The sequence below is a fragment of the Alishewanella tabrizica genome (assembly GCF_014652375.1).
Lineage (GTDB): Bacteria > Pseudomonadota > Gammaproteobacteria > Enterobacterales > Alteromonadaceae > Alishewanella > Alishewanella tabrizica.
In genome coordinates this window covers 1-23,455 of record NZ_BMYR01000008.1, presented here as the reverse complement: position 1 = coordinate 23,455, position 23,455 = coordinate 1, and the positions used below count along the sequence as shown (strand labels likewise).

27 protein-coding genes are annotated in these 23,455 nt (G+C 45.1%); 11 read left to right on the top strand and 16 right to left on the bottom strand.

Going from position 1 to position 23,455, the window contains the following annotated elements:
* Nucleotides 1–134 precede the first annotated feature (134 nt).
* The 4 genes from glnA to glnG all read left to right on the top strand — a co-directional run bounded on the left by glnA (nucleotide 135) and on the right by glnG (nucleotide 4,904).
* Nucleotides 135–1,544 (top strand): glutamate--ammonia ligase, encoded by a 1,410-nt coding sequence (gene glnA, locus IE070_RS10180; protein ID WP_189483089.1) that lies wholly within the window; start codon nucleotides 135–137, stop codon nucleotides 1,542–1,544.
* A 284-nt stretch (nucleotides 1,545–1,828) separates the two neighbouring features.
* Nucleotides 1,829–2,353, top strand: coding sequence for a DUF4124 domain-containing protein (locus IE070_RS10175; RefSeq protein WP_189483088.1), 525 nt, complete (start codon nucleotides 1,829–1,831; stop codon nucleotides 2,351–2,353).
* A 77-nt stretch (nucleotides 2,354–2,430) separates the two neighbouring features.
* Nucleotides 2,431–3,489, top strand: a complete 1,059-nt coding sequence (gene glnL / locus IE070_RS10170) for a nitrogen regulation protein NR(II) (RefSeq protein ID WP_189483087.1) — start codon at nucleotides 2,431–2,433, stop codon at nucleotides 3,487–3,489.
* Between the two features lie 2 nt (nucleotides 3,490–3,491).
* Nucleotides 3,492–4,904 carry a nitrogen regulation protein NR(I) gene (gene glnG / locus IE070_RS10165; protein WP_189483086.1) on the top strand — a complete coding sequence of 471 codons (1,413 nt, stop codon included), beginning with the start codon at nucleotides 3,492–3,494 and terminating at the stop codon, nucleotides 4,902–4,904.
* Between the two features lie 84 nt (nucleotides 4,905–4,988).
* Here glnG and IE070_RS10160 read toward each other — a convergent pair whose 3' ends face one another.
* Complete coding sequence (locus IE070_RS10160) at nucleotides 4,989–5,489, bottom strand: Spy/CpxP family protein refolding chaperone (RefSeq protein ID WP_189483085.1); 501 nt, start codon at nucleotides 5,487–5,489, stop codon at nucleotides 4,989–4,991.
* A gap of 147 nt (nucleotides 5,490–5,636) precedes the next feature.
* Here IE070_RS10160 and IE070_RS10155 point away from each other — a divergent pair, with 147 nt between their 5' ends.
* From IE070_RS10155 to IE070_RS10145, 3 genes are read left to right on the top strand one after another with little or no spacing between them, the layout of a single operon-like run.
* A complete protein-coding gene (locus IE070_RS10155) occupies nucleotides 5,637–6,356 on the top strand; it encodes a response regulator transcription factor (RefSeq protein WP_189483084.1) in 720 nt (239 codons plus the stop codon).
* Nucleotides 6,353–7,714 carry an ATP-binding protein gene (locus tag IE070_RS10150; RefSeq protein WP_189483083.1) on the top strand — a complete coding sequence of 454 codons (1,362 nt, stop codon included), beginning with the start codon at nucleotides 6,353–6,355 and terminating at the stop codon, nucleotides 7,712–7,714. The genes IE070_RS10155 and IE070_RS10150 overlap by 4 nt, the downstream gene beginning before the upstream one ends.
* Nucleotides 7,715–7,761: 47 nt before the next feature.
* A complete protein-coding gene (locus IE070_RS10145; protein ID WP_189483082.1) occupies nucleotides 7,762–8,781 on the top strand; it encodes an alpha/beta fold hydrolase in 1,020 nt (339 codons plus the stop codon).
* Between the two features lie 4 nt (nucleotides 8,782–8,785).
* Here IE070_RS10145 and IE070_RS10140 read toward each other — a convergent pair whose 3' ends face one another.
* Entirely contained in the window at nucleotides 8,786–9,250 is a 465-nt protein-coding gene (locus IE070_RS10140; protein ID WP_189483081.1) for a tRNA (cytidine(34)-2'-O)-methyltransferase, read from the bottom strand.
* A 215-nt stretch (nucleotides 9,251–9,465) separates the two neighbouring features.
* On the opposite strand from IE070_RS10140, the gene IE070_RS10135 reads away from it, so the two are divergent.
* Complete coding sequence (locus IE070_RS10135; protein WP_229797023.1) at nucleotides 9,466–11,379, top strand: putative bifunctional diguanylate cyclase/phosphodiesterase; 1,914 nt, start codon at nucleotides 9,466–9,468, stop codon at nucleotides 11,377–11,379.
* Nucleotides 11,380–11,539: 160 nt separating this feature from the next.
* On the opposite strand, the gene gpsA is transcribed toward IE070_RS10135, so the two are convergent.
* Genes gpsA through IE070_RS10115 form a run of 4 tightly spaced genes read right to left on the bottom strand, consistent with a single transcriptional unit; the run spans nucleotide 11,540 to nucleotide 13,765 of the window.
* Nucleotides 11,540–12,550 (bottom strand): NAD(P)H-dependent glycerol-3-phosphate dehydrogenase, encoded by a 1,011-nt coding sequence (gene gpsA / locus IE070_RS10130; protein WP_189483080.1) that lies wholly within the window; start codon nucleotides 12,548–12,550, stop codon nucleotides 11,540–11,542.
* The gene (gene secB / locus IE070_RS10125; protein ID WP_189483079.1) at nucleotides 12,551–13,039 is read right to left on the bottom strand and encodes a protein-export chaperone SecB; all 489 of its coding nucleotides are present in this window, start codon (nucleotides 13,037–13,039) and stop codon (nucleotides 12,551–12,553) included.
* A 31-nt stretch (nucleotides 13,040–13,070) separates the two neighbouring features.
* Entirely contained in the window at nucleotides 13,071–13,328 is a 258-nt protein-coding gene (grxC, locus tag IE070_RS10120; protein WP_189483078.1) for a glutaredoxin 3, read from the bottom strand.
* A gap of 2 nt (nucleotides 13,329–13,330) precedes the next feature.
* Nucleotides 13,331–13,765, bottom strand: coding sequence for a rhodanese-like domain-containing protein (locus tag IE070_RS10115; RefSeq protein ID WP_189483077.1), 435 nt, complete (start codon nucleotides 13,763–13,765; stop codon nucleotides 13,331–13,333).
* Between the two features lie 219 nt (nucleotides 13,766–13,984).
* On the opposite strand from IE070_RS10115, the gene gpmM reads away from it, so the two are divergent.
* From gpmM to IE070_RS10100, 3 genes are all read left to right on the top strand, one after another.
* Entirely contained in the window at nucleotides 13,985–15,529 is a 1,545-nt protein-coding gene (gene gpmM / locus IE070_RS10110; protein WP_189483076.1) for a 2,3-bisphosphoglycerate-independent phosphoglycerate mutase, read from the top strand.
* 65 nt (nucleotides 15,530–15,594) lie between these two features.
* A complete protein-coding gene (locus IE070_RS10105; RefSeq protein ID WP_229797022.1) occupies nucleotides 15,595–16,686 on the top strand; it encodes a murein hydrolase activator EnvC family protein in 1,092 nt (363 codons plus the stop codon).
* An 87-nt stretch (nucleotides 16,687–16,773) separates the two neighbouring features.
* Entirely contained in the window at nucleotides 16,774–17,538 is a 765-nt protein-coding gene (locus IE070_RS10100) for a divergent polysaccharide deacetylase family protein (RefSeq protein ID WP_189483074.1), read from the top strand.
* A gap of 59 nt (nucleotides 17,539–17,597) precedes the next feature.
* Here IE070_RS10100 and IE070_RS10095 read toward each other — a convergent pair whose 3' ends face one another.
* The 10 genes from IE070_RS10095 to IE070_RS10055 all read right to left on the bottom strand — a co-directional run bounded on the left by IE070_RS10095 (nucleotide 17,598) and on the right by IE070_RS10055 (nucleotide 23,333).
* Nucleotides 17,598–18,074: a Dabb family protein gene (locus IE070_RS10095; protein WP_189483073.1), complete on the bottom strand. Its 477-nt coding sequence runs from the start codon at nucleotides 18,072–18,074 to the stop codon at nucleotides 17,598–17,600.
* Between the two features lie 480 nt (nucleotides 18,075–18,554).
* Nucleotides 18,555–18,854 (bottom strand): hypothetical protein, encoded by a 300-nt coding sequence (locus tag IE070_RS10090; RefSeq protein WP_189483072.1) that lies wholly within the window; start codon nucleotides 18,852–18,854, stop codon nucleotides 18,555–18,557.
* Between the two features lie 331 nt (nucleotides 18,855–19,185).
* Entirely contained in the window at nucleotides 19,186–19,488 is a 303-nt protein-coding gene (locus IE070_RS16645; RefSeq protein ID WP_229797021.1) for a hypothetical protein, read from the bottom strand.
* A gap of 2 nt (nucleotides 19,489–19,490) precedes the next feature.
* Nucleotides 19,491–19,880, bottom strand: a complete 390-nt coding sequence (locus IE070_RS16640) for a hypothetical protein (RefSeq protein WP_229797020.1) — start codon at nucleotides 19,878–19,880, stop codon at nucleotides 19,491–19,493.
* Nucleotides 19,881–19,986: 106 nt separating this feature from the next.
* Nucleotides 19,987–20,244, bottom strand: a complete 258-nt coding sequence (locus IE070_RS10080) for a hypothetical protein (protein ID WP_189483071.1) — start codon at nucleotides 20,242–20,244, stop codon at nucleotides 19,987–19,989.
* A 61-nt stretch (nucleotides 20,245–20,305) separates the two neighbouring features.
* Complete coding sequence (locus IE070_RS10075) at nucleotides 20,306–20,980, bottom strand: hypothetical protein (protein WP_189483070.1); 675 nt, start codon at nucleotides 20,978–20,980, stop codon at nucleotides 20,306–20,308.
* A 101-nt stretch (nucleotides 20,981–21,081) separates the two neighbouring features.
* Complete coding sequence (locus IE070_RS10070) at nucleotides 21,082–21,810, bottom strand: hypothetical protein (protein ID WP_189483068.1); 729 nt, start codon at nucleotides 21,808–21,810, stop codon at nucleotides 21,082–21,084.
* A gap of 86 nt (nucleotides 21,811–21,896) precedes the next feature.
* On the bottom strand, nucleotides 21,897–22,430 hold the full coding sequence (locus IE070_RS10065) for a hypothetical protein (RefSeq protein WP_189483066.1): 534 nt from the start codon (nucleotides 22,428–22,430) through the stop codon (nucleotides 21,897–21,899).
* A gap of 34 nt (nucleotides 22,431–22,464) precedes the next feature.
* Complete coding sequence (locus IE070_RS10060; RefSeq protein ID WP_189483064.1) at nucleotides 22,465–22,968, bottom strand: hypothetical protein; 504 nt, start codon at nucleotides 22,966–22,968, stop codon at nucleotides 22,465–22,467.
* 95 nt (nucleotides 22,969–23,063) lie between these two features.
* Nucleotides 23,064–23,333, bottom strand: a complete 270-nt coding sequence (locus IE070_RS10055; protein ID WP_189483062.1) for a hypothetical protein — start codon at nucleotides 23,331–23,333, stop codon at nucleotides 23,064–23,066.
* Between the last annotated feature and the right edge of the window lie 122 nt (nucleotides 23,334–23,455).

The window sequence follows — 23,455 nt, the reverse complement described above, 5'->3', positions numbered from 1 at the left end:
CATTATGAATTTTACGGCCAATCACAATTTTACAAAAGCTATTGAATACATAAACTTAGTATCTTGGCACATATCTGGCATTTAACAGGGCAACCACCTATTAAATGCTCAAATTAGGTCACTTGGAGGATTGCATGTCTGTTGAAAACGTTCTTAAACTAATTAAAGAAAACGATGTAAAGTTTGTTGATCTGCGTTTTACTGATACTAAAGGTAAAGAACAACACGTAAGTGTACCGGTTAGCCAAATTTCAGAAGACACTTTTGAAGACGGCAAAATGTTCGATGGCTCTTCTATTACTGGCTGGAAAGGCATCAACGATTCAGACATGATTTTATTGCCCGATCCAAGCAGCGCGGTGTTAGATCCGTTCTTCGAAGAAACGACTTTAAACATTACCTGTGACGTTATCGAGCCAAGCACCATGCAAGGTTACGATCGCGATCCACGTTCTATTGCCAAACGCGCTGAAGAGTACTTAAAGTCTACAGGTATTGCCGACACCGTATTGTTTGGCCCCGAGCCAGAATTCTTTATGTTTGACGATGTGCGTTTCCACACAGACATGTCAGGCTCATTCTTCAAATTAAATTCTACCGAAGCAGCGTGGAACTCTGGTACAGCGTACGAAGATGGTAACAAAGGCCACCGTCCTGGAGTTAAAGGCGGTTACTTCCCATTACCACCAGTAGATTCAGGCCATGATATTCGTAGCGCCATGTGTATGGTGTTAGAAGAAATGGGTCAAGTAGTAGAAGCTCACCACCATGAAGTAGCGACTGCCGGTCAGAACGAAATTGCTACACGCTTTAACACCCTGACGAAAAAAGCAGACGAAGTGCAGCAATTAAAATACGTGATCCACAACGTAGCGCACATGTATGGTAAAACGGTTACCTTTATGCCAAAACCTTTAGTAGGTGATAACGGTTCAGGTATGCACTGTCACCAATCGTTAGCTAAAGATGGCGTTAACCTGTTTGCTGGCGACAAATATGCCGGTTTATCTGAAATCGCTTTATATTACATCGGCGGTATCATCAAACATGCGAAGGCAATCAATGCCTTTACTAACCCGTCTACCAACTCGTACAAGCGTTTAGTGCCTCACTTTGAAGCACCTGTTATGTTAGCTTACTCAGCGCGTAACCGTTCTGCATCAATCCGTATTCCATTGGTACCTAGCGCGAAAGCACGCCGTATCGAATGTCGTTTCCCGGATCCAGCAGCTAACCCATACTTAGCCTTTACTGCACAGTTAATGGCCGGTTTAGATGGTATTCAAAACAAGATCCACCCAGGCGACGCGATGGACAAAGATTTGTACGATTTACCCGCTGAAGAAGCAGCAGGTATCCCACAAGTTGCAACATCGTTAGATGAAGCCTTAAATGAGCTTGAGAAAAACCGTGCTATCTTCACCAAAGGCGGCGTAATGTCAGACGAAATGATCGATGCCTATATTGCCATTAAACGTGCTGAAGCACGTAAAGTGTCAATGGCCGTGCACCCATTAGAGTTCGAACTGTATTACAGTGTATAAGCTAAAAGTGTATATTAAAGTAACACAGGCGGGTTGATCCCGTTGTTCCGCAACAAGCACGGCATACGCCGTGCTCTGTGTTAACCTACTTATACTCATTAACAAACGCAGGCAATTGCCTGCGTTTGTTATTTTCGATAGCAGGTACTTTTTCGGTAATAGTACTTTTTTACTAAAACAAGCAGTACGATTTGATTGGAAATTTTTTGTAGGAAAGTTAATAATTTCAAGCTAAAGTTACATATATGATTTCAGCGTAATAAATTAAAAGGATTGCACAGCTGATGAAACGGCTAACGCTGCTATTGGCCCTGTTGACCTGTATTGTGTCGCAAGCCCCTGCTGGAGCGCAGGATAAAAAAATTTATGTTAGCCGAGACGCCAATGGTGTTTTGGTCTTTTCCGACAGCCCATCAACAGGGGCCGAAGAAGTCAGCTTAACCTCGCGTCCTAATATCATGGATTCTTCTCCTGTCCGTTTTCCAGAAAAAAAACCTGAACCTGCACCCACGTATAAAGTTAGCATCGACCAACCCGAGCATAAAGGCACCGTGCGAGATAACACGGGCTCAGTGTATATTTCAGGCAGTATTAGCCCGCGTTTTCAACGTGGCTTTCGCGTAAGATTACTGTTTAACGGCGCAGTCTATGGCGAGCCGCAAAACAGCGCGATCTTTGTGTTACGCGATGTCGATCGCGGCGAGCATACTCTGCAATTAGAATTAATTGATCAAAACGGCAAGCTAATTGCAACAAGTCCTGTAACTCTCTTCTATTTACATAGAGCCAGTTTAATTTCACCAAATTAGTGCATTACAAGTGAAATCTAGCCTAACCCGCGCTAGACTCTCCTCGTTAAGCACCAAATTGGTGCGTGAGGAGTTTTATGTTGCAGCACCCTGTTGCCCACACGTTAGTTGACCAACTTACTACTGCAGTATTGTTACTGAACCAGCAATTGCAGATAAGTTATTTTAATACGGCCAGTTGCGCCGTGCTTGGGTTGGGTGAAAAACGGTTAAGCCAGCAATATTTTCCCGGTTTATTTCAACATTTAGATTTAAAGGCCTCGCATTTACACAATGCGCTGCAAAGTCGTCAAGCCTTTAGCGTCAGCGATGTGCAGGCCGTCTTAGCCGATGGCCGCCACTTATTATTAGATATTGCTGTTACCGTGGTGGTCGAACACGCGCCAGCGCAACTACTGCTTGAGCTGCGTCAGGTTGATCAACAGCGCAAAATTAGCATGGAAAGCTTACAACAACATCAGCATCTGGCCGCACGCGAGCTGATACGCGGCCTTGCCCATGAAATAAAAAACCCACTAGGCGGATTACGTGGTGCCGCGCAACTGTTAGAAGAGTCGCTAGACGAAGAACAAAAAGAATATACCCAATTAATTATAGCCCAAGCCGATCGCTTACGAAATTTGGTTGATCGGCTGCTTGGCCCTTATCGTCCGCCACAATTAGCCTTGTGCAATTTGCATCAAGTGGCAGAACAAGTGCTGCAATTAGCTAAAATGGATAATCCAGCGCAAGTTTATTTTCAACGTGATTACGATCCCAGCATACCCGACTTTTTATTTGATCCCGAACTGCTTGAACAAGCGCTACTAAATATTGTGCGTAACGCGCAACAAGCGTTAACGGATGGCGGACAGGTGTGTTTACAAAGCCGCATTTTGCATCAACACACCTTGCATGGTAAACGATATAAATTGGTGGCCTGTATAAAAGTGATCGACAACGGCCCCGGGATCCCTTCGGCGATCCGAGACACCTTATTTTATCCCATGGTCAGCGGCAAAGCAGGCGGTACAGGGTTAGGGCTCTCGATTGCGCAAACCTTAATACACCAACAACGCGGTTGGATCGATTGTGAAAGCTGGCCGGGTCATACCGCCTTTATGATTTATCTGCCAATTTCCGACTGTGAGGATTAACTATGAACCAATGTGTTTGGATAATTGACGACGACAATTCTATTCGCTGGGTGCTGGAAAAGGCCCTTTCTCGCGCCGATATTCAATGCGAAAGTTTCGCCTCTGCCGATCTCATGCTTCAACGGCTAGATTACGAGCAACCTGCTGTCGTGGTGTCAGACATTCGTATGCCGGGTACCGATGGTATGGTATTGCTGTCTAAGCTACAGCAATTAAGCCCCGATTTACCGGTGATCATTATGACCGCGCATTCTGATCTCGACAGCGCGGTTAACGCTTTTAAACGCGGCGCATTTGAATACCTACCTAAACCCTTTGATGTCAACGACGCGGTGGCATTAATCAGCCGCGCCCTTGAACACAGTAAAAACCGTTTAGCCAAACATCAGCCGGTACCGCAAGCTCTGAATCCGGAAATCATTGGTGAAGCCCCTGCCATGCAAGAGGTGTTTCGTGCTATTGGGCGCTTAGCGCGTTCCAGTATCAGTGTACTGATTAACGGTCAATCGGGTACTGGCAAAGAATTGGTTGCCCGTGCCTTACATAAACATAGCCCACGATCAGAACAACCCTTCATTGCCCTGAATATGGCAGCTATACCCAAAGATTTGATTGAATCTGAATTGTTTGGTCATGAAAAAGGCGCCTTTACCGGTGCCAATACCTTACGTAAAGGGCGCTTTGAACAAGCGGATGGCGGAACCTTGTTCTTGGATGAAATTGGCGACATGCCACTTGATGTGCAAACACGCTTACTGCGGGTGTTAGCAGATGGCCAGTTTTATCGGGTTGGTGGTCATCAGGCGGTTAGCGTAGATGTCCGCATTATTGCCGCCACCCATCAAAATCTTGAAAAATTAGCGCAGGAAGGCAAGTTTCGAGAAGATTTATTCCATCGCTTAAATGTTATTCGTGTGCATTTACCTACCCTAAAAGATCGTCGACAGGATATCGCCAAACTGGCCCGTCACTTTTTAGTGCAGGCCGCCACCGAACTGAATGTTGAAGCAAAAACGTTAAGTAAAGAAGCCGAGCAATTTCTTACTCAGCTTGAATGGCCCGGTAACGTGAGACAACTCGAAAACACCTGCCGTTGGCTGACGGTGATGGCCAGTGGTAAACACATTGTGGTAGCAGACATGCCTCCTGAGCTATCACAACCCAGTAAGGTTATACAGGCAGTTTCTCCAGAAGGATTTAACGGCGACTGGCAAAGCTTACTGGCACAATGGGTAAATGAGCGCTTGGCAGCAGGTGAAGATAACATCCTCGCTGAAGCGGCTCCGGCGTTTGAAAAAGTCGTGTTAGAGCAAGCATTGCGTTATACCCATGGGCATAAACAAGAAGCGGCCCGCAAACTCGGTTGGGGCCGCAATACCTTAACCCGTAAACTGAAGGAACTCGGAGTTGACTAGGGCGCATCAGCTTTGCGATCACCTAGCTGATCACAAAGCTGATCACGCAGCCCATCTTGTAGAAAGAGGCGTTGCGCGCCTCGCTTAACTCGCCGCACGTTGTTCTGTTTTCATCCGGCGACGCTCTTTCATGCGTTCGCCACGCTGTGCCCGTTTACTATCCCACTGCTGTCGCTGCTCGTCGGTTAGCACTTGTCTAATTTGATGATCTAATTGTAAACGCTGAAGCTGACGTTCCAGTTGCTTCGATTGGCGCTGTGTTAACAGCTCTCGGGCACTGGTGGCATCAAATTGCGGCGCATCCATTAACGCTTGCCATGCCGCGCGTCCTTCAGCATCACGTTGTCGTGCAGGTTGCGCTTGCCGATGTGCTTCTAACAGCGCGGTGATCTCAGCCTGCTGCGCGGCGCTCAAATCTAACTGGCGAAACGCCTTGTGATACATGTTGGCAGGCCCATGCTTTTTGCCCTGTGCTTGGCCCTGACGCTGCTCTGCGACAACAGGGTTAACCTCATCCGCTATGGCGGGTCCATTTAACATGAATAAAGTACTTAGGGTCATTAATACTGTTTTTACGTTCATCATCTGCTCTCCGCTTTGTTGACCATGACAGCTTAGCGCAGCCAATGCAAAGCAACGCAAAGAACACGTAAAGATTCCGTAAAGAGCCTGACAGTCAAAATACTACAGCGTAAACTGCACACTGTAACATCGCATTACGGAAGCCTCAGTATGTCGACAGCCCCGAAAGCCGCGCCCACTATTTTAATGATCGATGACGATATCGAACTTTGCCAACTCGTTGCCGAATACTTGGCCTTGGATGGTTTTACCTTTAAAGCGGTACATGATGGTGAAGTCGGGCTTACCCAAGCCAGCCTTGGGCAAGCCGATTTAATTTTGCTAGATGTTATGCTGCCAAAACGTGATGGCTTATCAGTACTAAAAGCTTTGCGTGCGGGTGCATACTGCCCCGTATTGATGTTAACAGCACGTGGCGATGATATTGATCGTATCTTAGGGTTAGAACTGGGCGCTGATGATTACTTAGCAAAACCCTTTAACCCACGCGAGTTGGTTGCCCGCATTAAAGCAATATTACGGCGTGTTGAATTATCACAACAAGAGCCGCCACAAACCACACATTTACTGGTATTAAACGAAGTTGCCCTAAACACGCAAAACCGCCAAGTAAGCTGTAATGGTCATCCCATAACGCTAACAGCAACTGAATTTCAATTACTTGAGCAATTAATGCGCCGTGCTGGCGAAGTGCTCAGCAAAGAAGAATTAAGTAAAAGCGTACTAGGACGGCGTTTACAGCTGTACGATCGCAGCTTAGATATGCACATCAGCAATATTCGGAAAAAATTAGCCCAACACAGTGTCATCGAAAAAATTCAAACATTGCGCGGCAGTGGCTACTTATTTCTAAATGGAACAGATGCATGACACTGCATTGGCTTAATCCAGTTAATTCCTTAGCAGGCCGTATTTTTATCTGGTTCTGGTTGGTGTTATTGCTTACCGTTACCTTAACCCTGCTATTAAGCCGCCAATTGATGGAAGAAACTGATATACGGCGCTTACCACCGCAAGTGGTAGGGCAAATTCAACAAGACGTCAATCGCTTGAGTCGACAGCCTTCATTACCCCGTTTATTGCAAAAGCTTAGCCAGCAAACCGACACGCGCTGGGTCGTGATCGACGTGGCAGAAAACACGCTATTAACACCTAATGTGTTACCCCGTAATTTTAACTATAACTGGCTGATTGAACTGAATCAGTTAAATCGCCCGCGTTTGCTACGGCATAATAATACCCATTTAGCTGGGCCGTTTCTGCTAAATGTAGCAGGCGAACAAGTGGCATTATACCAAGTGCGCCAACGGCCAGCGCAACCTTGGTGGCGCTTAAGCAGTTTGTCTGAGCCTATTTTAATTTTACTGCTTTTACTTACCTCGGCCGCTGCCAGTTTTATTTTGGCGATTTCGATCTCACGCCCACTGCGCGAACTGGTACAACACAATTTACAGTTTGCAGCAGGCCAGTTAGACAGCCGCGTTCCCAAATTAGCCCGACGCAAAGATGAACTAGGCCAATTAGGACGTAGTTTCAATACCATGGCCGAGCAAATTAGTGCCTTGTTACAAAATCAGCAGCGTTTAATACGTGACATCTCTCATGAACTGCGCTCTCCGCTCGCCAGAGCCCAATTAGCGATAGGCCTGACCGAGCGCCAACAAGATTTACAACAATTACCCCGATTAAAAAATGAGCTAGAGCGCCTCGACTTAATGCTAGACGAGTTGCTTACCTACAGCCGCTTAGACGCTGGCCAATACCAATTAGACAGGCACGCCTGTGATATCGTGGCGCTAATGGAAGAAGTGATCAGTATTAATCAATTAGACGCAGACGCTAAGCAACAGCAAATCACGTTGCATGCCCCCGAACAAGTCTGGCTTAACGCCGACAGTCGCTTACTGGGCCGCGCTATTGAAAATATCTTGCGTAACGCCATCAAGTACAGCCCCAGCAACAGCCATATTCAATGCACCATTACAGTGCAAGGGCAGCAATTGTCGCTGACAATCCAAGATAATGGCCCGGGGATCCCGGCGCATTTAGTAAAAAATATCTTTTTACCTTTTTTCCGGGTCAGTGATAGCCGTACCAGCAGCACAGGTGGCACCGGCTTAGGGCTGGCCATCGTGGCACAAATTATTCGCCAACACCAAGGCGAGGTCAGTGCTAGCCTTCCTGCTGGCGGAGGCTTACTCGTCAATGTTACACTTAATATAACTTAGACGCCTATGCTATTAGCTTGGCACGCAGAAGCGATAATATTACGCAGATGTCTGTATTACATTTTCCGGCAATCCGCCCCCTTAGCAGCGAGCCACACCTTGCTGAACACTGGTCACAGGTACTCTTGCCATTTTGGCGAACGCTGCAACATGGTGAATTTATTGGCGCTGCGGGGGTGCCTATTCATTACACTTACTGCCCTACCCCTGGCGCAAAACACGCCTGGGTGATTAGCAGTGGCCGTATAGAAACCGCGATTAAGTATACCGAAGTGATCTATGAACTTAGCCAAGCAGGTTATAGCGTTTTTATTTTAGATCATCGGGGACAAGGGCGATCGGGACGGATGCTCCCAGACGCACAACTTGGCTATGTCGCAGATTTTGCCGATTATCAGCAAGATCTTAATACGTTTTTGCGCGATATAGTGAAGCCGCAAGGCTATCAACAACATTTGTTGCTTGCGCATTCCATGGGCGCGGCTATCGGGGCAGCGTTAATCACGTTACCGCGTTGGCAAAATTGGCATCGTTTTTTTAGCGCTGCGGTACTGTGTTCGCCGATGTTCGGTATTTATACCGGCGCAATACCACGCCAACTGGCAGAACCCGCGGCACTGTTGTATTGCCGGGTAATACGCCGTTTAGCGCCCACCGAGTTTCGCTATTTTCCGCGGCAACATGCCTATCGAGATAAACCTTTTGCGCAAAATGAGCTCACCAGTAGTATCGCGCGCTATCAGGCCTTGCGGCAGTGTTATCAAACCGAACCGCAATTACAGTTAGGGGGCGTTACCGTGCACTGGTTAGAGCAAGCGATACAGGCGATGCGCCAACTTCGGTTACACGCCGCACACTGCGTTACACCGGTATTATTGCTACAAGCCGCCGACGATAGCGTTGTAGCGAATAACGCGCAGCAACAGTGGTTTACGCAATTACCGAGCGCGTTACCCAAAAACCTAGTTCAACTTGCCACGGCTAAGCACGAAATATTGATGGAGCACGACACTGTGCGCCAGCAAGCCTTCACGGCGATTAATCAGTTTATCGCCGCGCAGCAATAGCTTATTAGATACCGCCGTGATAACCCAACTGACGCCACGCTTCATAGCTGACAATCGCCACGCTATTAGCCAAATTTAAACTGCGGGCATCGGGTTGCATCGGCACCCGAATTTTTTGCTCAGCCGGCAAACTGTCGCGCACACTGTCGGGTAATCCCGAGGTTTCAGAACCAAACAACAGGACATCACCGGCTTGATACTGCACCTGATGATAAAATGCCTTGCCTTTTGTGGTCACCGCGAAAATCCGGCGGCCCTGCATTGCTTGGGCAAACTCTGCATAATTTGCGTAGCGGGTAACCCGGGCAAGATCATGATAATCTAAACCGGCACGACGTAGCTTTTTCTCTTCAAAATCAAAGCCCATAGGCTCAATTATATGTAACTGACAACCATTATTGGCCACCAACCGGATAATATTTCCCGTATTAGGCGCAATGCGCGGTTCAAACAAAGCAACATGAAACATCAGAAAAACCTTTAGTAATACCTAATAAATATGTACTATGAGTGCTTAAATAAGCATCATGCAAAAGTGCGCTTAACTTGCTATTTTACAGCATTGTAATAAGGTGTATGGGCTACAGGGCGCAAGAATAGCAAATAATTTAATTCTTCAGCTATGCCTAATGCGAAAAAGCATCTATAGTCAATATTGGTCAGAAATTCATCAAGGACAGTTTTGTGGATAGTTTCGTAATGGCCCGACAAAAAATTTTAGTTTGCGCTACCTCTGTGCTACTAGCGCTAAGTACGCTTTCTTTACCTGTAATGGCAGAAAGCAATGCGTTTTTAGAGGGCGCTTTATTATTGCTCTCAGTAGTACTTTGCCTTTTGGTGCTCGCTTTTTTACTCTCATTACATACCCTAACGCGTCGTGGTGTAAAACTGGAGAGGCTGCGTACCAGTTTTAACCAACTGCTTACTGACACGCCTGGTATTATCGCCTTACTGGATCGGAATCTCAGTTTTCAAAATGGCAGCAGTACCCTCAAACGTATTTTAAAAAATGCAGACAGTACCACCGTATCAGGCCCATTATCGTTGTATGCCGATGCCCAGGGCAAAGAGCCCTTAGATAATGACATCAAGCAGCAGCTTCGTACAGAAGGCAAATGGCAAGGAGAAGCTTGGTTAGTCAGCGAACAACACGCCGAGGCATTACAATTAAGCTTGCAAATGCTACAGCCTGACAAATTGCGCCCGCCTGTTGTGTTACTTTATGGCCAAAACGTAAGTACTTTGCGCCGCCAAAACGAACAACACCTGCAGCACGATATCACTGACAAAGACACTCAGCTCCCAAACAAACGTCTGTTTGAAGAACACCTGACGATGGTCTTACAGAGCTGTAACGATTATTTCCCTGCCGTTGCAGTGTTTTACATTAAGCTTTCGCCTGCACAGCATGATTACCCACTTACTGAGCAAATCAGCTACGCACAACAGATTGGTGAAATTGCGACGCGAATTCAAGCAGCACTACCGCAAAAGTTATTACTGGCACGTTATCAAGCTGACAGCTTTACCTTGCTGATCCCGCCACATTTATGCGACGAAAACAGTACCATTTATTTGAATCAACTGGCGCACAAAATTTTAGCCAGTTTTGACAATCCTGCTGATGAGCAGATTTTTGCGGGCATTGACATCGGTTTAGGGGTGAGTATCAGCCCGAACGACGGTCAAGATGCAGAGTCTCTGATTAAAAGCGCCGAAAAAGCCGCGCGTAAAGCCACTACGCTGGGGCAAAACAGATTATGTTTTGCTGATAGCGCCAGCCAACAAAACTCACCCGATTATTTGGCGATGGAAGCCGAACTGTATCGCAGCGCCGCGCAAGGTGATTTTGAACTATATTATCAACCTAAGTTTAGCATAAGCAGCAACCGCATTATCGGTTTTGAAGCCTTGTTGCGCTGGCCAAGCCCACGCCGGGGCATGTTACCGCCACCGACTTTTATGCCGCTACTTCACGACACAGGCTTAGTGATCAGTTTAGACCGATTGGTGTTTCGTAAAGCCTGTCAGCAAGTTAAATACTGGTTACAAACCGGTTTAATGCGGGGCAGATTATCGCTGAATATTTCAAGCCAACAATTTGAGCAACCCGATTTTATTACCTTTATGCAAAGCACGCTGGAAGATGCTGAAATCAGTGCCACGCATTTTGAGCTAGAGTTATCAGAATCCATATTCTCACAGCCCACCATCTGGCTACGCGAACGGATGCATAGTTTAGATCGTCTAGGCTTTAAGCTGATATTAGATAATTTTGGCGAAGGAGTATCGTCTTTTACCCAACTCAAACAGCAACCTTTGCATGGCATTAAGTTAGCCCCTGCGCTCATTAAATATATTGAGCAGCAAGAGCAACAGCGCAATATTTGCGCCACCTTGATTCGTTTAGCGGGTTACCTAGAGTTAGAAGTTACTGCGGCCAATATCGAAACTGAAATGCAGGCGTATTTACTGCATGTAATGGGATGTGATGCGCAACAAGGCCATCGTTTTAGCCGCGCAGTTCCTGCTGATGAAATTGGGCAATTATTGCTGCATGAAAATAGCTTGCTCAATGTTAAAGCCGCCAACCAGTAAACGCACTACCACTATACGAACAACAATACCTGCATCAACAGAAGTTCCAGAATAAAAAGGCAACATAAACAAAAATGGCGGTGTAAACACCGCCATTTTGCTAACATAAAAACAAGCGGCAATGTGAGCTAGTTGTAAGCTGCTAGTTGTAAGCTGATTGCTAGCTGATTTCGTCTTTACGCTCGCGGCCCAGCAAATCTAGCGCTGCAAGTTTGACATTTTTACCTTGGTACAACACGTTATAAATTTGCTCAGTGATCGGCATTTCAACACCCACTCGCTGCGCTAAATTAAACACTTCTTTGGCATTACGATACCCTTCCACTACTTGACCAATGGTCTGCATAGCGTCGTCTACCGCTTTACCTTGTCCCAATAACAACCCAAAACGGCGATTGCGCGATTGGTTATCGGTGCAGGTTAATACCAGATCACCTAAGCCCGCCATGCCCATAAAGGTATCCTTTTGAGCACCCAGCGCCAAGCCTAACCGGCTCATTTCGGCTAAACCACGCGTAATCAGGGCGGTGCGCGCATTGGCACCAAACCCCACGCCATCGGCCATGCCCGCGCCAATTGCAATCACGTTTTTTACCGCCCCACCTAATTGCACACCAATAAAGTCGGTGTTGGTATACACCCGAAACGTTTTGGCACAATGCAACAAATCGGACAAACGCGAAATAAATGCCGCATCCGTCGAAGATAACGAAATGGCCGTGGGCAAGCCCGCCGCCATTTCTTTTGCAAACGTGGGGCCCGATAATACCGCTAACGAAATGGCATCACCTAACACCTCTCTTGCTACATCTTGCAGTAAACGACCCGTTTCGGGTTCTAAACCCTTAGTTGCCCATGCCACTCTTGCCTGCGTAGGCAATAGCGGTTTTATCGCTTGCAAGGTTTCTGCAAAGGCATGGCTGGGCACAACCACCAGAATATCGCTACTACTGGCAATGGCATCGGATAACGAATCGGTAAGCTGTAAGCTTGGTGGCAACACCGTGTCAGGTAAATACTTCTGATTAACCCCTTGCTGCTGCATCAGCGCTATTTCGGCACTGTTACGGCCCCAAAGGGTAATGGTATTGCCATTGCGTGCAAGGCAAATGGCTAGCGCAGTGCCATAAGAGCCTGCGCCAAGCACGGTTATTGCAGATGGCTGCAACATTTACGCATTCAGCTGCTGAGTTTCGCCCTGACGCTGCTGTAAATATTGAGCAAACAACGCATCAAAGTTAACAGGTGCTAAATTTAACTGTGGGAAGGTACCACGGTTAACTAAGTTAGAAACGGCTTCACGCGCATACGGGAAAAGAATATTCGGGCAGAATGACGCCAACATATGAGCCATTTGCGTTTCTTCTAATTGACCAATAGAGAAAATACCGGCCTGTTGCACTTCGCATAAAAAGGCGGTTTCGTCACCAACGGTAGTGGTTACCGTTAACGATAAAATTACCTGATATACGTTATCTTCAATTTTGTCGCTGCGAGTATCTAAGTCTAATTTTACTTCTGGTTTCCATTCTTTACGAAAGATAGCCGGGGCATTTGGCGCTTCGAATGAAATATCTTTTACAAAAATACGCTGAATTGCGAATTGTAAACCCTGCGCAGCCTGATCCACTGCTACGCCGCTTGCTTGTTGTTCGGCCATGATAAATCCTATTCTAATGTTATACGTGTAATTATGATTGTAATAACGGGTCTAGTTTGCCTGCAGCATCTAAGGCAACAATATCGTCGCAACCGCCCAAATGTTGGTTGTTTACAAAAACCTGGGGCACCGTAGTACGGCCACCTGCTCGAGCAATCATCTCATCACGACGCTCTGGCTGCAGATCGATCCGAATTTCTTCGTAAGCCACTTTTTTATCGCGCAGCAAACCGATAGCACGCACACAATAAGGACAATACGCTTTGGTGTAAATAGTGACTTCTGCCATTATTACCTCTTTGATTTAACCACTGGCAGGCTAGCACCGGTCCATGAACCCATGCCACCCTGTAATATTGAGACTTTTGTAAAGCCTAGTTTAGCCAAAGACGCGGCCGCTTTAGAAGCACTCATACCCGCCTGACATACTACAATAATGGGCGCATCTTTTTGCTTTTCAAGGCCTGCCAATTTTTGGTTATCAATATCGCCCTGCGTTAGGTTAACCGCATCGGTAATATGTCCTTTGCGGTACTCTGTATCGTTGCGAATATCCACAACCGTTGCATTTTCGCGATTAACTAATAACGTTAATTGTGTGGGTGAAATGGCTTTAATAGACGAAAACATCGACTTTAACCAACTCACAACAATCAACACCAACAACAACGCCCAAATGCCACTTAATAAAGGGTGATTGCCAATAAATTCGATAAATTGGTTCATAACTTCACTTTTCTTTAGGTTGCTAATTAAAAACAGCGCTGAGTATACCGATTTTAAGCTAATTCTACAGCTAAAAAAATGCACACCCTCCGTCGCCCGTTTAGCAACACACCGGCCTCAAATGCGAATGATTACTGGAGAAATATCAAAAAAACGGTAAGATACACATCTTATTCTTTTCAGCAGTTTCTTGTGCACAGATTTGCTTATGGAGATGTTATGAGCCAACCGAAAAAACCCTTGGTGTTACTGATTCTTGACGGCTGGGGCTACCGCGAACAACGTGAAAATAATGCGATCGCTCAAGCCAATACGCCCGTTATGGATAGCCTCTGGCAACAGTATCCACACAGTTTAATTTCTGGCTCTGGCTTAGATGTAGGCTTACCCGATGGTCAAATGGGCAACTCCGAAGTTGGCCATGTTAATCTTGGCTCGGGCCGCGTGGTATATCAAGATTTTACCCGTATTACCAAAGCCATAGCCGATGGCGATTTTTTCACTAATCCGGTATTGGTTGATGCCGTGCAACTGGCGGTGTCGAAGCAAAAAGCAGTGCATATTATGGGCTTGCTATCGCCAGGTGGGGTGCATAGCCACGAAGATCATATCTTAGCCATGGTGAAATTAGCCGAGCAACAGGGTGCCACCCAGATTTATGTACACGCCTTTTTAGATGGTCGCGACACGCCACCACGCAGTGCAGCAGACGCCATTAGCCGACTTGAAAACCATTTTGCCCAAAGTGGCAGTGGCCAAATTGCGTCAATTATTGGCCGGTATTTTGCCATGGACCGTGACAAGCGCTGGGATCGTGTACAGCAAGCCTATGATCTTCTTACCCAAGGTAAAGGGTTTTACCAGTTCACCCGCGCCAGCGACGCGCTTGAAGCGGCTTATGCGCGTGATGAAAACGACGAGTTTGTAAAAGCCTCAGCCATTCTCAGCCCCGCGGGCGTACCTGTTAGCATGCAAGATGGCGATGCGCTCATTTTTATGAATTTTAGAGCCGATCGCGCCCGTCAGTTTACCCGCGCCTTTGTTGATCCGGCGTTTAACGGTTTTAGCCGTGAAGCCACACCACACTTAAGCCGTTTTGTTATGCTGACCGAGTACGCTGCCGACATTCAGGCACCTTGCGCTTATCCGCCAGAAAGCTTAAATAACGTGTTAGGTGAATGGTTAGCAAAACATAACAAAACCCAATTACGCATTTCTGAAACCGAAAAATATGCGCACGTCACCTTCTTCTTTTCAGGGGGGCGTGAAGACGTATTTGCAGGTGAAGAGCGTATTTTAATCCCTTCACCGCAAGTGGCCACCTACGATCTCCAGCCAGAAATGAACTCGGCTGAGCTCACGGATAAGCTTGTAGACGCCATTCACAGTGGCACATACGATGTCATCATTTGTAATTATCCTAATGGCGACATGGTTGGCCATACCGGGATCATGAGTGCTGCCATTAAAGCCGTTGAAGCCGTTGATCACTGTATTGGCCGCGTAGTTACTGCCTTAAAAGAGGTTGGCGGCGAATGTTTAATCACGGCCGATCATGGTAATGCCGAGATGATGCAAGATCCTGAATCAGGCCAAGCGCATACGGCACATACCAGCGGCCCAGTGCCCTTAATTTATGTAGGGCGGGCAGCCTCAGTAGTAGAAGGCGGTATTTTAAGTGATATCGCCCCAACCATGCTGCATTTATTAGGCTTACCCAAACCTGCCGAAATGAGTGGCAAAGTGTTGATGCAACTCGCTTAATGCCTTTACGACGCGCCACAAGTCTATGCTTACACCGGTGTTTTTGTGCACTGGTGTTTTGCTTTGTGTGGCAATTGCCAGCGCACGCACAACAAAAACCGGGTGCAGAAAAAGAACTGCAACAGGTACAACAAGAAATTAAGCAAACCGAACAACAATTGCGGCAGCAACGCCGGCAATTACAACAAGCCGAAAAAACACTGCAACAAGCCGATAAAGCCTTAGCTGAAGCCGCCTTAAAGGTGCGCCAAACGACATTACGCAAACAACAGTTAGAACAAGAAAGTACACGGCTAGATACGCAGCAAAAACAATTACAACAACAGCTTACTGAGCAACAAACGCTGCTAGCTGCGCAGTTAAAAAGTGCCTACAGCATGGGGCAGCATGATTACTCGCGCCTGCTCTTAAACCAACAAGATACCGGCAAGCTAGAGCGTGTACTCACATACTACCAGTACTTTAATCAAGCGCGCATGCAGCAGCTAGCCACGATAAACCAAACCGTACAAGACTTAGAACAAGTGGTAGCCAAACTCGCCGCTCAACAAAACCTGATCACGCGTGAGCTAAATGCATTAGAACAACAACAACAGCAACTCACACAAGCCAGAGCCAGCCAGCAAGAGTCGATAAGTGAATTGCAAGCACTGTTGGCCAAGCAAGGGAATCAGCTTACCTATTTGCGACAAAATGAGAGCAGCTTGCAAGACACCATTAACGAGTTACGCCGCTTAGCTGAACTTAGCAAGGATATGGCAGGGTTAGGCGCTGGCAAGGGTAAATTTCCTTGGCCACTCAAAGGCAGCTTGCTGCAACGTTTTGGACAAAGCCGACAAGGCGCCAATGCCTCACGTGGGATCCTGATCCAAGGTATAAATGGCGCCAATGTACAAGCCATTGCTGATGGCCGAGTGATCTACGCCGATTGGCTCAAAGGCTATGGCTGGGTTATTGTGTTAGACCATGGTGCAGGCTTTATGTCGTTGTATGGCCACAATCAAACACTGTTAAAACAGCCTGGCGATCGCATTAACGCGGGCGAAGCCATTGCGCTTGTAGGCGCCAGTGGTGGCCAAGCCGATCCCGGCTTGTATTTTGAAATTCGCGAAAAAGGCGAAGCCGTAAACCCGCTGCTTTGGCTAAATCGGCCTTAGCATCATTTAATAACACTGCAATGGGTTTGCGCACCTCACAGGGTGTTGTGCATCTCCGTTAGAATTTATGTATAGGAAAGCCTGGTTGTGCTTGTTCGTTTTTGTTGGTTCTTAGTCTTAACGCTGTTTAGCGCCATCACGGTTGCTACGCCCCGTATCGCCATTATTATTGATGATATCGGGTATCAAAAATCAGATTTACGCATGGTTGCGCTACCCTATGCAATTACCTATGCCGTGTTGCCTCATACGCCTTATGGCAAACAAGCCGCCGAAATAGCCTACAATCAGCAAAACGATGTTATTTTACATATGCCAATGGAGGCCACTGCGCAAAATGCCTTAGGCCCAGGTGCGCTAACCCAGCATATGTCGCGGCAACAAATACACAGCACGCTGCAACAGGCCCTCTCTGATATCCCCTTTGCCATTGGCATGAATAACCACATGGGCAGTTTATTTACCGCATTAGACCATCCCATGGACTGGACCATGGAATACCTAAGCCAGCGACACTTATTTTTTGTTGATAGCTTAACAACACCGCAAAGCACAGCAAAACACTATGCGCAGCAGCGCAATGTGACTTTTTTAGCTCGGCATATTTTTTTAGATAATCAGCAAAACCAAGCCGCCATCGAAAAACAGTTCCAGCAATTACTGCAGATTGCTCGGCAACATCAAACGGCCATTGCGATTGGTCATCCTTATCCAGAAACCTACAGGTTTTTAAAGCAACGTTTGCCGCAGTTAGCCGCAGAAGGCATTGAGTTAGTTGGGATTTCGGCCTTATTACCAGAAGATCATCATGCTATTGCTGCGGGATTTACCGAACCCGCCAGCGCAAAATGATCGGAAATAGCGGCCAAGTTGGCAGCACAACCGCTAAGCCGGAAGTGCTAAAGCGAGCGTTATACCAATTGTGAGTCGAACACCACAACCCGTTGCCATAGATGTGCACACTCTGCAACAAACTGCTGATGTAACGGATGCACCTGATAGGCATTTTGTCCCGCAACATCATCAAACATCATTAATTCTGACACCTGAAAACTATTATCAACCACATCCCGCTGCTCGGTTGATGCTGGCACACCAATTTGTAAACTTCGTACACTGGGGATCGCAGACAAACGTTGTAACCCAGCAATTAAGCTGGCTTTATCGGCAGCTGAATCTGGGTTTTTTAGCCAAAAATACACACTGTGTAACAGCCCTATCGCCGCCATGGCATCGGCATTTAACGTCTTAGGCTGGGGGGGGGCTGCGTGTTCCGCAGTAGCGTTAGGTGTAGCAGGTTTAGTGGTAGTAGCTTGCCCTATAACAGGTAAAGCCACTCCAGCAAGCGCGCCCATACCCATAAGAAAACGTCTTCGCGTGTGTACCATAATCTATATCTCCCTTACCCGCAGGCTAAAAATATACACAGCACCACGGCGCAGAAAGCAACCCGTTAATAACGAAAAATGATGCAATGCGGTGCTAGCGTGATTAATCTAAAACGTGGTTAAGACTTATCATGCAGTGGCATGACAGGCAGTAACAGTAAGTTATTTCGTTTTAGGCTTTAGAAATTTTGCTGAGTGAGATAGAAGGGTGTTGCTTTCATGTGTTGTTATCAGCCGGTCTACCTCCTACAGGCCGCCGATAGCAAGCGCTCGAGTATGTTAAGCACGCTTATCGATGAGCTCAATTACAGCCCAAAGCAGCCACGCGTTAAGCGTTAGCTACCTTGGTATATAAGAACAGCATCTGATCAATTTAAACGCACGCCTGTGGCGTAAATAATATCATCACTTGGGCATGCGTATTTTATGTAACAGTTGCAGAGCAGGTTACGTGAAATAAAATTTATCTGTACAGCGTTTTTAACGGCTCTCTCTCTGTTGGCTCAACGATAATCGATTTCTTGAACTGAATACGGGTTGGCGATTACCCTCTTTTGTAAGGAATACATCAATTTCAACCGTAAAAAAAGCTCTTGGCTCAATCTCTATTACACCCAAATCACCTAAATTAGCAGAAAGCATCACTTCACCACCAAACGCAAAGTAACTGTCGTCGTGATCTCGGAATTCACCATCGACATAAAGCTTAGCGCCATGAAACCATGTATTAACCACTTTAATAGAATGGCCCTTCACTTCAAAATTCCATGTTTTTCTCATTGATTACGCCTTAACGCAGAAAATGTATAACAGTCAATTATTTAAAAAAGCAAAACGAATAGATATTTATGATGAGAATTCCTAGCGTTTATGCTTAACAGCTAACTTTATCTTATCAAATTAGGCAAAAGCCAGTTTCTTCGGGAAACGTCATAACCACTGATAACCTAATTCCAATGATTAGCTCATGTGTCAGACCAGAAATGACGTGATTGTTTACCAGTTTAAAACCCCCTATTTTAAACTGCCTTAAGCTCGTAGTTGCCGCTAGTGTGCAGAGCAGCGATTTAAACCAAGGCTGCGCAGCGTCCTTGGTCGCTAAGCTGGTTAGCTACCACGCCGTATCCAACTTTTGAAGTGCGCCTGTTTTAACGTTAAAAATAAAATACGATGTATCTAGTTCTGATCCACTGTAAATTAAAACAATGTCGTTATCGACAACTTTATAGCCCCTAATATCATTCATAACAGACATCAAATTTGAGCCGTCATATTCCGAAATTAACAATTCTTTTTGATCGTGCTGATTTAAAAAACCATCATTATTGGAATCGTATTTAGCTACTGAGTATATGTTTTTACTAAGCATTTTTTCGTATTGAGTTTGTTTCTCACGGCTAGGTGAAAATTCCACTATTAATGCATTTTTTCAAATAATAACTTTCGTTGCTCACCAATCTTTGTGAACATTAGATTTACGGCATTTTCACTCAAACCGAAACCAGATGAGATAACTATTCTTTCGGCGCTAGAACTATACGGTTGCTCTTGGATCACGCTATCTGAAGTGATTTCAAAAATATGCACATCTTTAATTAAACCAACATACTGTTTTTCAAGCTTAACATTATGTTCTATAGCTTGTGCGTCATCGCTTTTTATAACCTGTACGGTTGGCGGTGAATAGTCTTTACGAATAATGTCTCTAAGGACATCTTTGCCAACCAAAATAATCACCATTATTGCTGCGAAAAACAGTAATACCTTATTAGATTTCTCAATAAAATCCATAATTCGATTGCTCAATTAAAACTCCTTTAACGCCAACACAAAACACAAAACACACAGGGGATCAGCTGTACTGCGTTGAGCGAGCATCTATCACCGCCGATAATATTTGCTTGTTGTATAACTAATCTTGTTCTAACTTACTGAATTCACGGTTTATGAAAAACCACATGCATAACCCCCAAAATACGCCACCAATTGAGAACAACACCAGAGCAAGAAATATACTTTCGGTAAAAGGTATGCTGCCTATAAAATGCATGATCGCTGACCAGAGAATTGCTGTTAGTACTCCCCAGCCAAGCACGCCGTGCTTTAAAACATATGACCATTTACCTTTTTGAATCACAGCTTTGAGCTTTTCAGATTTTTGTTGGTTCATAAACTTAACCGTCCAAAGTTATAATGCCCGCCACAAACGCGAGCAAGTTCTTCTATGTGTTTTAGTTATTTACGTCTGTAAGAATTTCTTTTTTCAAAGAGTCGATATCAGCGTCATATTTTTTAAATATGCTGTCAAATTCGCGCTTTTGGTGCTCTGTCACAAGCGAATAAATGGATGCCAAATAAAACAAGCCTCCTTTTTTGAATACGTCATTTTCTGGAGAATTATGCTTTATAAGGTGTATTAAGTGAGAGTGTGTTCGCTCAATCAACTTAAAAAACTCTAACATAGCGCTATTAGAGGGTTCACCAACCCCTGAGAAACTGGTGTTTTCAAGGTCGATTACCCAACCTTTTCCAGTATTTAAAATTGAAAGAACAGTATTGTCGGGGCCTTGGAAAGTGGCTCTGTTTTCGCTTGTAGCTTGAAGGTAATAATCTGAGCTTTTTATTGGTGTAATTGTAAGGCTATAGGTATCAATGAGTTCTGCATATTTTTGCTTTCCGTACGTTTCAATGAACAGCTTCTCAAAGACAATACTACTCCTCATTACGTTGAGTATACTTAAAATGACCTGTTTCTTTTCTATGTCTCCAACTAAAACTGACTCACAAGCCCTTGAGCTTTCATTAATACACTTACCCAACAATGAGTCTAAAATTGAGTTTGGAGTATCCTCAGCCAAAATGGGCATACTAAGAAACAAAAAAAGGGCAACAAAAGATAATCTCATAATCTTCTCATATAATGCCTAAATTTAGCGCGGAAAACCGCACCGCGGGTTGACGTTGCAGCCAGCGCTCTTTTCTGGCGATAAAATTTGTTTGTTAGCGTTTACTCACAGGCTACTCTAGATAAAATTCCTTTGATATTAAACAAGTAGCTGTTACGTCTAAATTTCAAAAGTAGGCTATCACTATTAATTCTGATTAATTTTTTTGGTGAGCCTGTCAGGTTAAAAAATAACTCAAATATTGGCTTCCCTTCTGAAAAATTGAGTAAATGCAGCTTACCGTACTCAAACCCGAGATGATCAAGCCCTGAAACAACTACATAACTACTGCCAAATTTGAAGATATCTTGAACATTAATATCAGCTAGCTTTAAGACTTTTTTATTACGATCTATGAAAAAAAGATCTCCTCCAAATTCTCCACGATCTGAGCCCGCGATTATTCCTTCAGCTACTTCAAAATAAAATCCCGGAATGACATACTCTGAAACTAATGCACGATTCTCATTCTTATCATGGCCTAAGTACCTCACCCTGATAGCAATTTTGACACCAGCTTCATTAGCAAGGCTTTCGTCAAAATCTGAAATTATTTTATCTTCCAAATGCGGCTCTCCAGGCTGGTAATAAAATTGATTTATGTACTCAGCAGGAAACTCGCCTATTAAGGCATATTCCTTGGGCTTGTGAAATTTTTTCCAATTACTGGTTCGTTCAAAATTATCAGTGATTTCTTGAGCAGAATTAATGTTTTTACAATCAAATTCTGTTGCTAAAACCTTCAAAGAGGATGTAAGAAAAATCACTGATATTAAAAGAAACTTTCGCATAACGATCCTTGCTAACGCCGCCAGCAAGCGCGGCTTTGTAGTGGAGGCGAAGCCGCAGCGCAGAACAGTCGCCTTGGCTGGCTTTGCTAGCCTTCATGCTTAACCGCTAACTTTGCATCGTCAAATAAGGTAACAAAGCCTTTTTCTTCTGATAGCTTTAAAAATACTGACAACCCTATTTCAGTAATCTCACTTGGAAACTGCTCAAAACCGGTTGTAACTGAAAAATTCAATTTGCCGGATTTTTCATCCTGAATAATGTGTTGGGTTGCTATAAAGTTTTTTACCGCTTCATCTGAGAGTTTTAGAGTGTACTCAGTCTTTCCTGCTGAATTTGAGAAAAAACCGCCCACCGGTGCAATTTGTTCTTGGCGAAGCAAAAGCAACGGAAACTTAAATTCTCTTATGCCTTTTTCAGTGGCTAGTTCAAGAGCTAATTCCGCACTCTCTACATTTGCTCGCACAGGCTCATCAACCTGTATTTTCGCCCTAAGATCCTGAGGCACAATGTTTACAAAGTCGTCTTTACCAAATGAACGAAATTCGAGCATTGTTCCAAGTGGGACACTCGCACAGCTGCTTAATAAAAAAGAAATTAAGATCAAAGAAAATCTTGTCATAGCAACCATCCTTGTTTTGAAGGCTAACGCCAAGCTAACCAGCGTCGTTTTTGGCGTCTGCGTTTAGCGCATTGTCAGTGCTCTGAAGCCTAGTTAATAAATACTTGTAAGTAATCGCGCCACTAATACCCAGTACACCAAAGGCTAAGACACCCTGACCATAAGATATCCAACCAGCGATTGTCGGTATACCATTAATTATTGTAGGTGTTCCATTTATAGTAGATGACCCACTGCTTGACAACGGCCATGCATAAATCGCAACCGGTATGATCCCAACGACGAATCCAGAAAAGGCAGACACTAAATAATTGAACGGTAAAATACGACGAACCAAGAAATATGTCGGTAGACCTAAGAGAAACGTATGCATTGCAGAAAAAATAAATACAAAAAAGGCTAATATGTATAACTCACCGAAAACTCGTATCCAGTTTGATGAACCAACAGAAAGAACTAAGCCGTAAATCAGACATAATAAAACCGGTGCTATTGAGCATAAAAGCAAAGAAATAAAGTGGTTAAAAAATGTTCGCATTGTATACCCCAACGCCGCCAGCAAGCGCGGCTTTGTAGTGGAGGCGAAGCCGCAACGAAAAAGACGTCGCTGTGGCTGGCCTTGTTATAAGCCATCTACTTCCGAAGCCCGATGACTTTTACACCATTTTCTTCATAAACAACAATATCGGACGTTTTAACTGAGAACAACACTTCCACTTTCGTTTCGGGAGGAACTTGACCTAAAAACGGCTCTAATGACTCTATTGCACTCCACTGCCCGTCTAAAAAACCATGATATTGGCCAAAATCAAATTTATTCTTTTGTTCGAACTTTAGCAGAGGGTAAAACATCGCCGCGCTCAATAAAACTCCAATAATCATACCGATTGCCAGATTTTTCACTTAAGCCTCCATGGGTTATAACGACGCCCGCAGCGGCGAGCGTTAGCGAGTCCAGCACCGAAGGTGCGATGCTGACTTGCCTTGTTAACTTTTCGCATACTCTACAACTAGAGATAGCGGGA

Excerpts from the sequence above, each read along its gene's own strand:
- glnA (WP_189483089.1), top strand. The coding sequence starts at position 135 with ATGTCTGTTGAAAACGTTCTTAAACTAATTAAAGAAAACGATGTAAAG.
- IE070_RS10175 (WP_189483088.1), top strand. The coding sequence starts at position 1,829 with ATGAAACGGCTAACGCTGCTATTGGCCCTGTTGACCTGTATTGTGTCG.
- glnL (WP_189483087.1), top strand. The coding sequence starts at position 2,431 with ATGTTGCAGCACCCTGTTGCCCACACGTTAGTTGACCAACTTACTACT.
- glnG (WP_189483086.1), top strand. The coding sequence starts at position 3,492 with ATGAACCAATGTGTTTGGATAATTGACGACGACAATTCTATTCGCTGG.
- IE070_RS10160 (WP_189483085.1), bottom strand. The coding sequence starts at position 5,489 with ATGATGAACGTAAAAACAGTATTAATGACCCTAAGTACTTTATTCATG.
- IE070_RS10155 (WP_189483084.1), top strand. The coding sequence starts at position 5,637 with ATGTCGACAGCCCCGAAAGCCGCGCCCACTATTTTAATGATCGATGAC.
- IE070_RS10150 (WP_189483083.1), top strand. The coding sequence starts at position 6,353 with ATGACACTGCATTGGCTTAATCCAGTTAATTCCTTAGCAGGCCGTATT.
- IE070_RS10145 (WP_189483082.1), top strand. The coding sequence starts at position 7,762 with ATGTCTGTATTACATTTTCCGGCAATCCGCCCCCTTAGCAGCGAGCCA.
- IE070_RS10140 (WP_189483081.1), bottom strand. The coding sequence starts at position 9,250 with ATGTTTCATGTTGCTTTGTTTGAACCGCGCATTGCGCCTAATACGGGA.
- gpsA (WP_189483080.1), bottom strand. The coding sequence starts at position 12,550 with ATGTTGCAGCCATCTGCAATAACCGTGCTTGGCGCAGGCTCTTATGGC.
- secB (WP_189483079.1), bottom strand. The coding sequence starts at position 13,039 with ATGGCCGAACAACAAGCAAGCGGCGTAGCAGTGGATCAGGCTGCGCAG.
- grxC (WP_189483078.1), bottom strand. The coding sequence starts at position 13,328 with ATGGCAGAAGTCACTATTTACACCAAAGCGTATTGTCCTTATTGTGTG.
- IE070_RS10115 (WP_189483077.1), bottom strand. The coding sequence starts at position 13,765 with ATGAACCAATTTATCGAATTTATTGGCAATCACCCTTTATTAAGTGGC.
- gpmM (WP_189483076.1), top strand. The coding sequence starts at position 13,985 with ATGAGCCAACCGAAAAAACCCTTGGTGTTACTGATTCTTGACGGCTGG.
- IE070_RS10095 (WP_189483073.1), bottom strand. The coding sequence starts at position 18,074 with ATGGTACACACGCGAAGACGTTTTCTTATGGGTATGGGCGCGCTTGCT.
- IE070_RS10090 (WP_189483072.1), bottom strand. The coding sequence starts at position 18,854 with ATGAGAAAAACATGGAATTTTGAAGTGAAGGGCCATTCTATTAAAGTG.
- IE070_RS10080 (WP_189483071.1), bottom strand. The coding sequence starts at position 20,244 with ATGAACCAACAAAAATCTGAAAAGCTCAAAGCTGTGATTCAAAAAGGT.
- IE070_RS10075 (WP_189483070.1), bottom strand. The coding sequence starts at position 20,980 with ATGAGATTATCTTTTGTTGCCCTTTTTTTGTTTCTTAGTATGCCCATT.
- IE070_RS10070 (WP_189483068.1), bottom strand. The coding sequence starts at position 21,810 with ATGCGAAAGTTTCTTTTAATATCAGTGATTTTTCTTACATCCTCTTTG.
- IE070_RS10065 (WP_189483066.1), bottom strand. The coding sequence starts at position 22,430 with ATGACAAGATTTTCTTTGATCTTAATTTCTTTTTTATTAAGCAGCTGT.
- IE070_RS10060 (WP_189483064.1), bottom strand. The coding sequence starts at position 22,968 with ATGCGAACATTTTTTAACCACTTTATTTCTTTGCTTTTATGCTCAATA.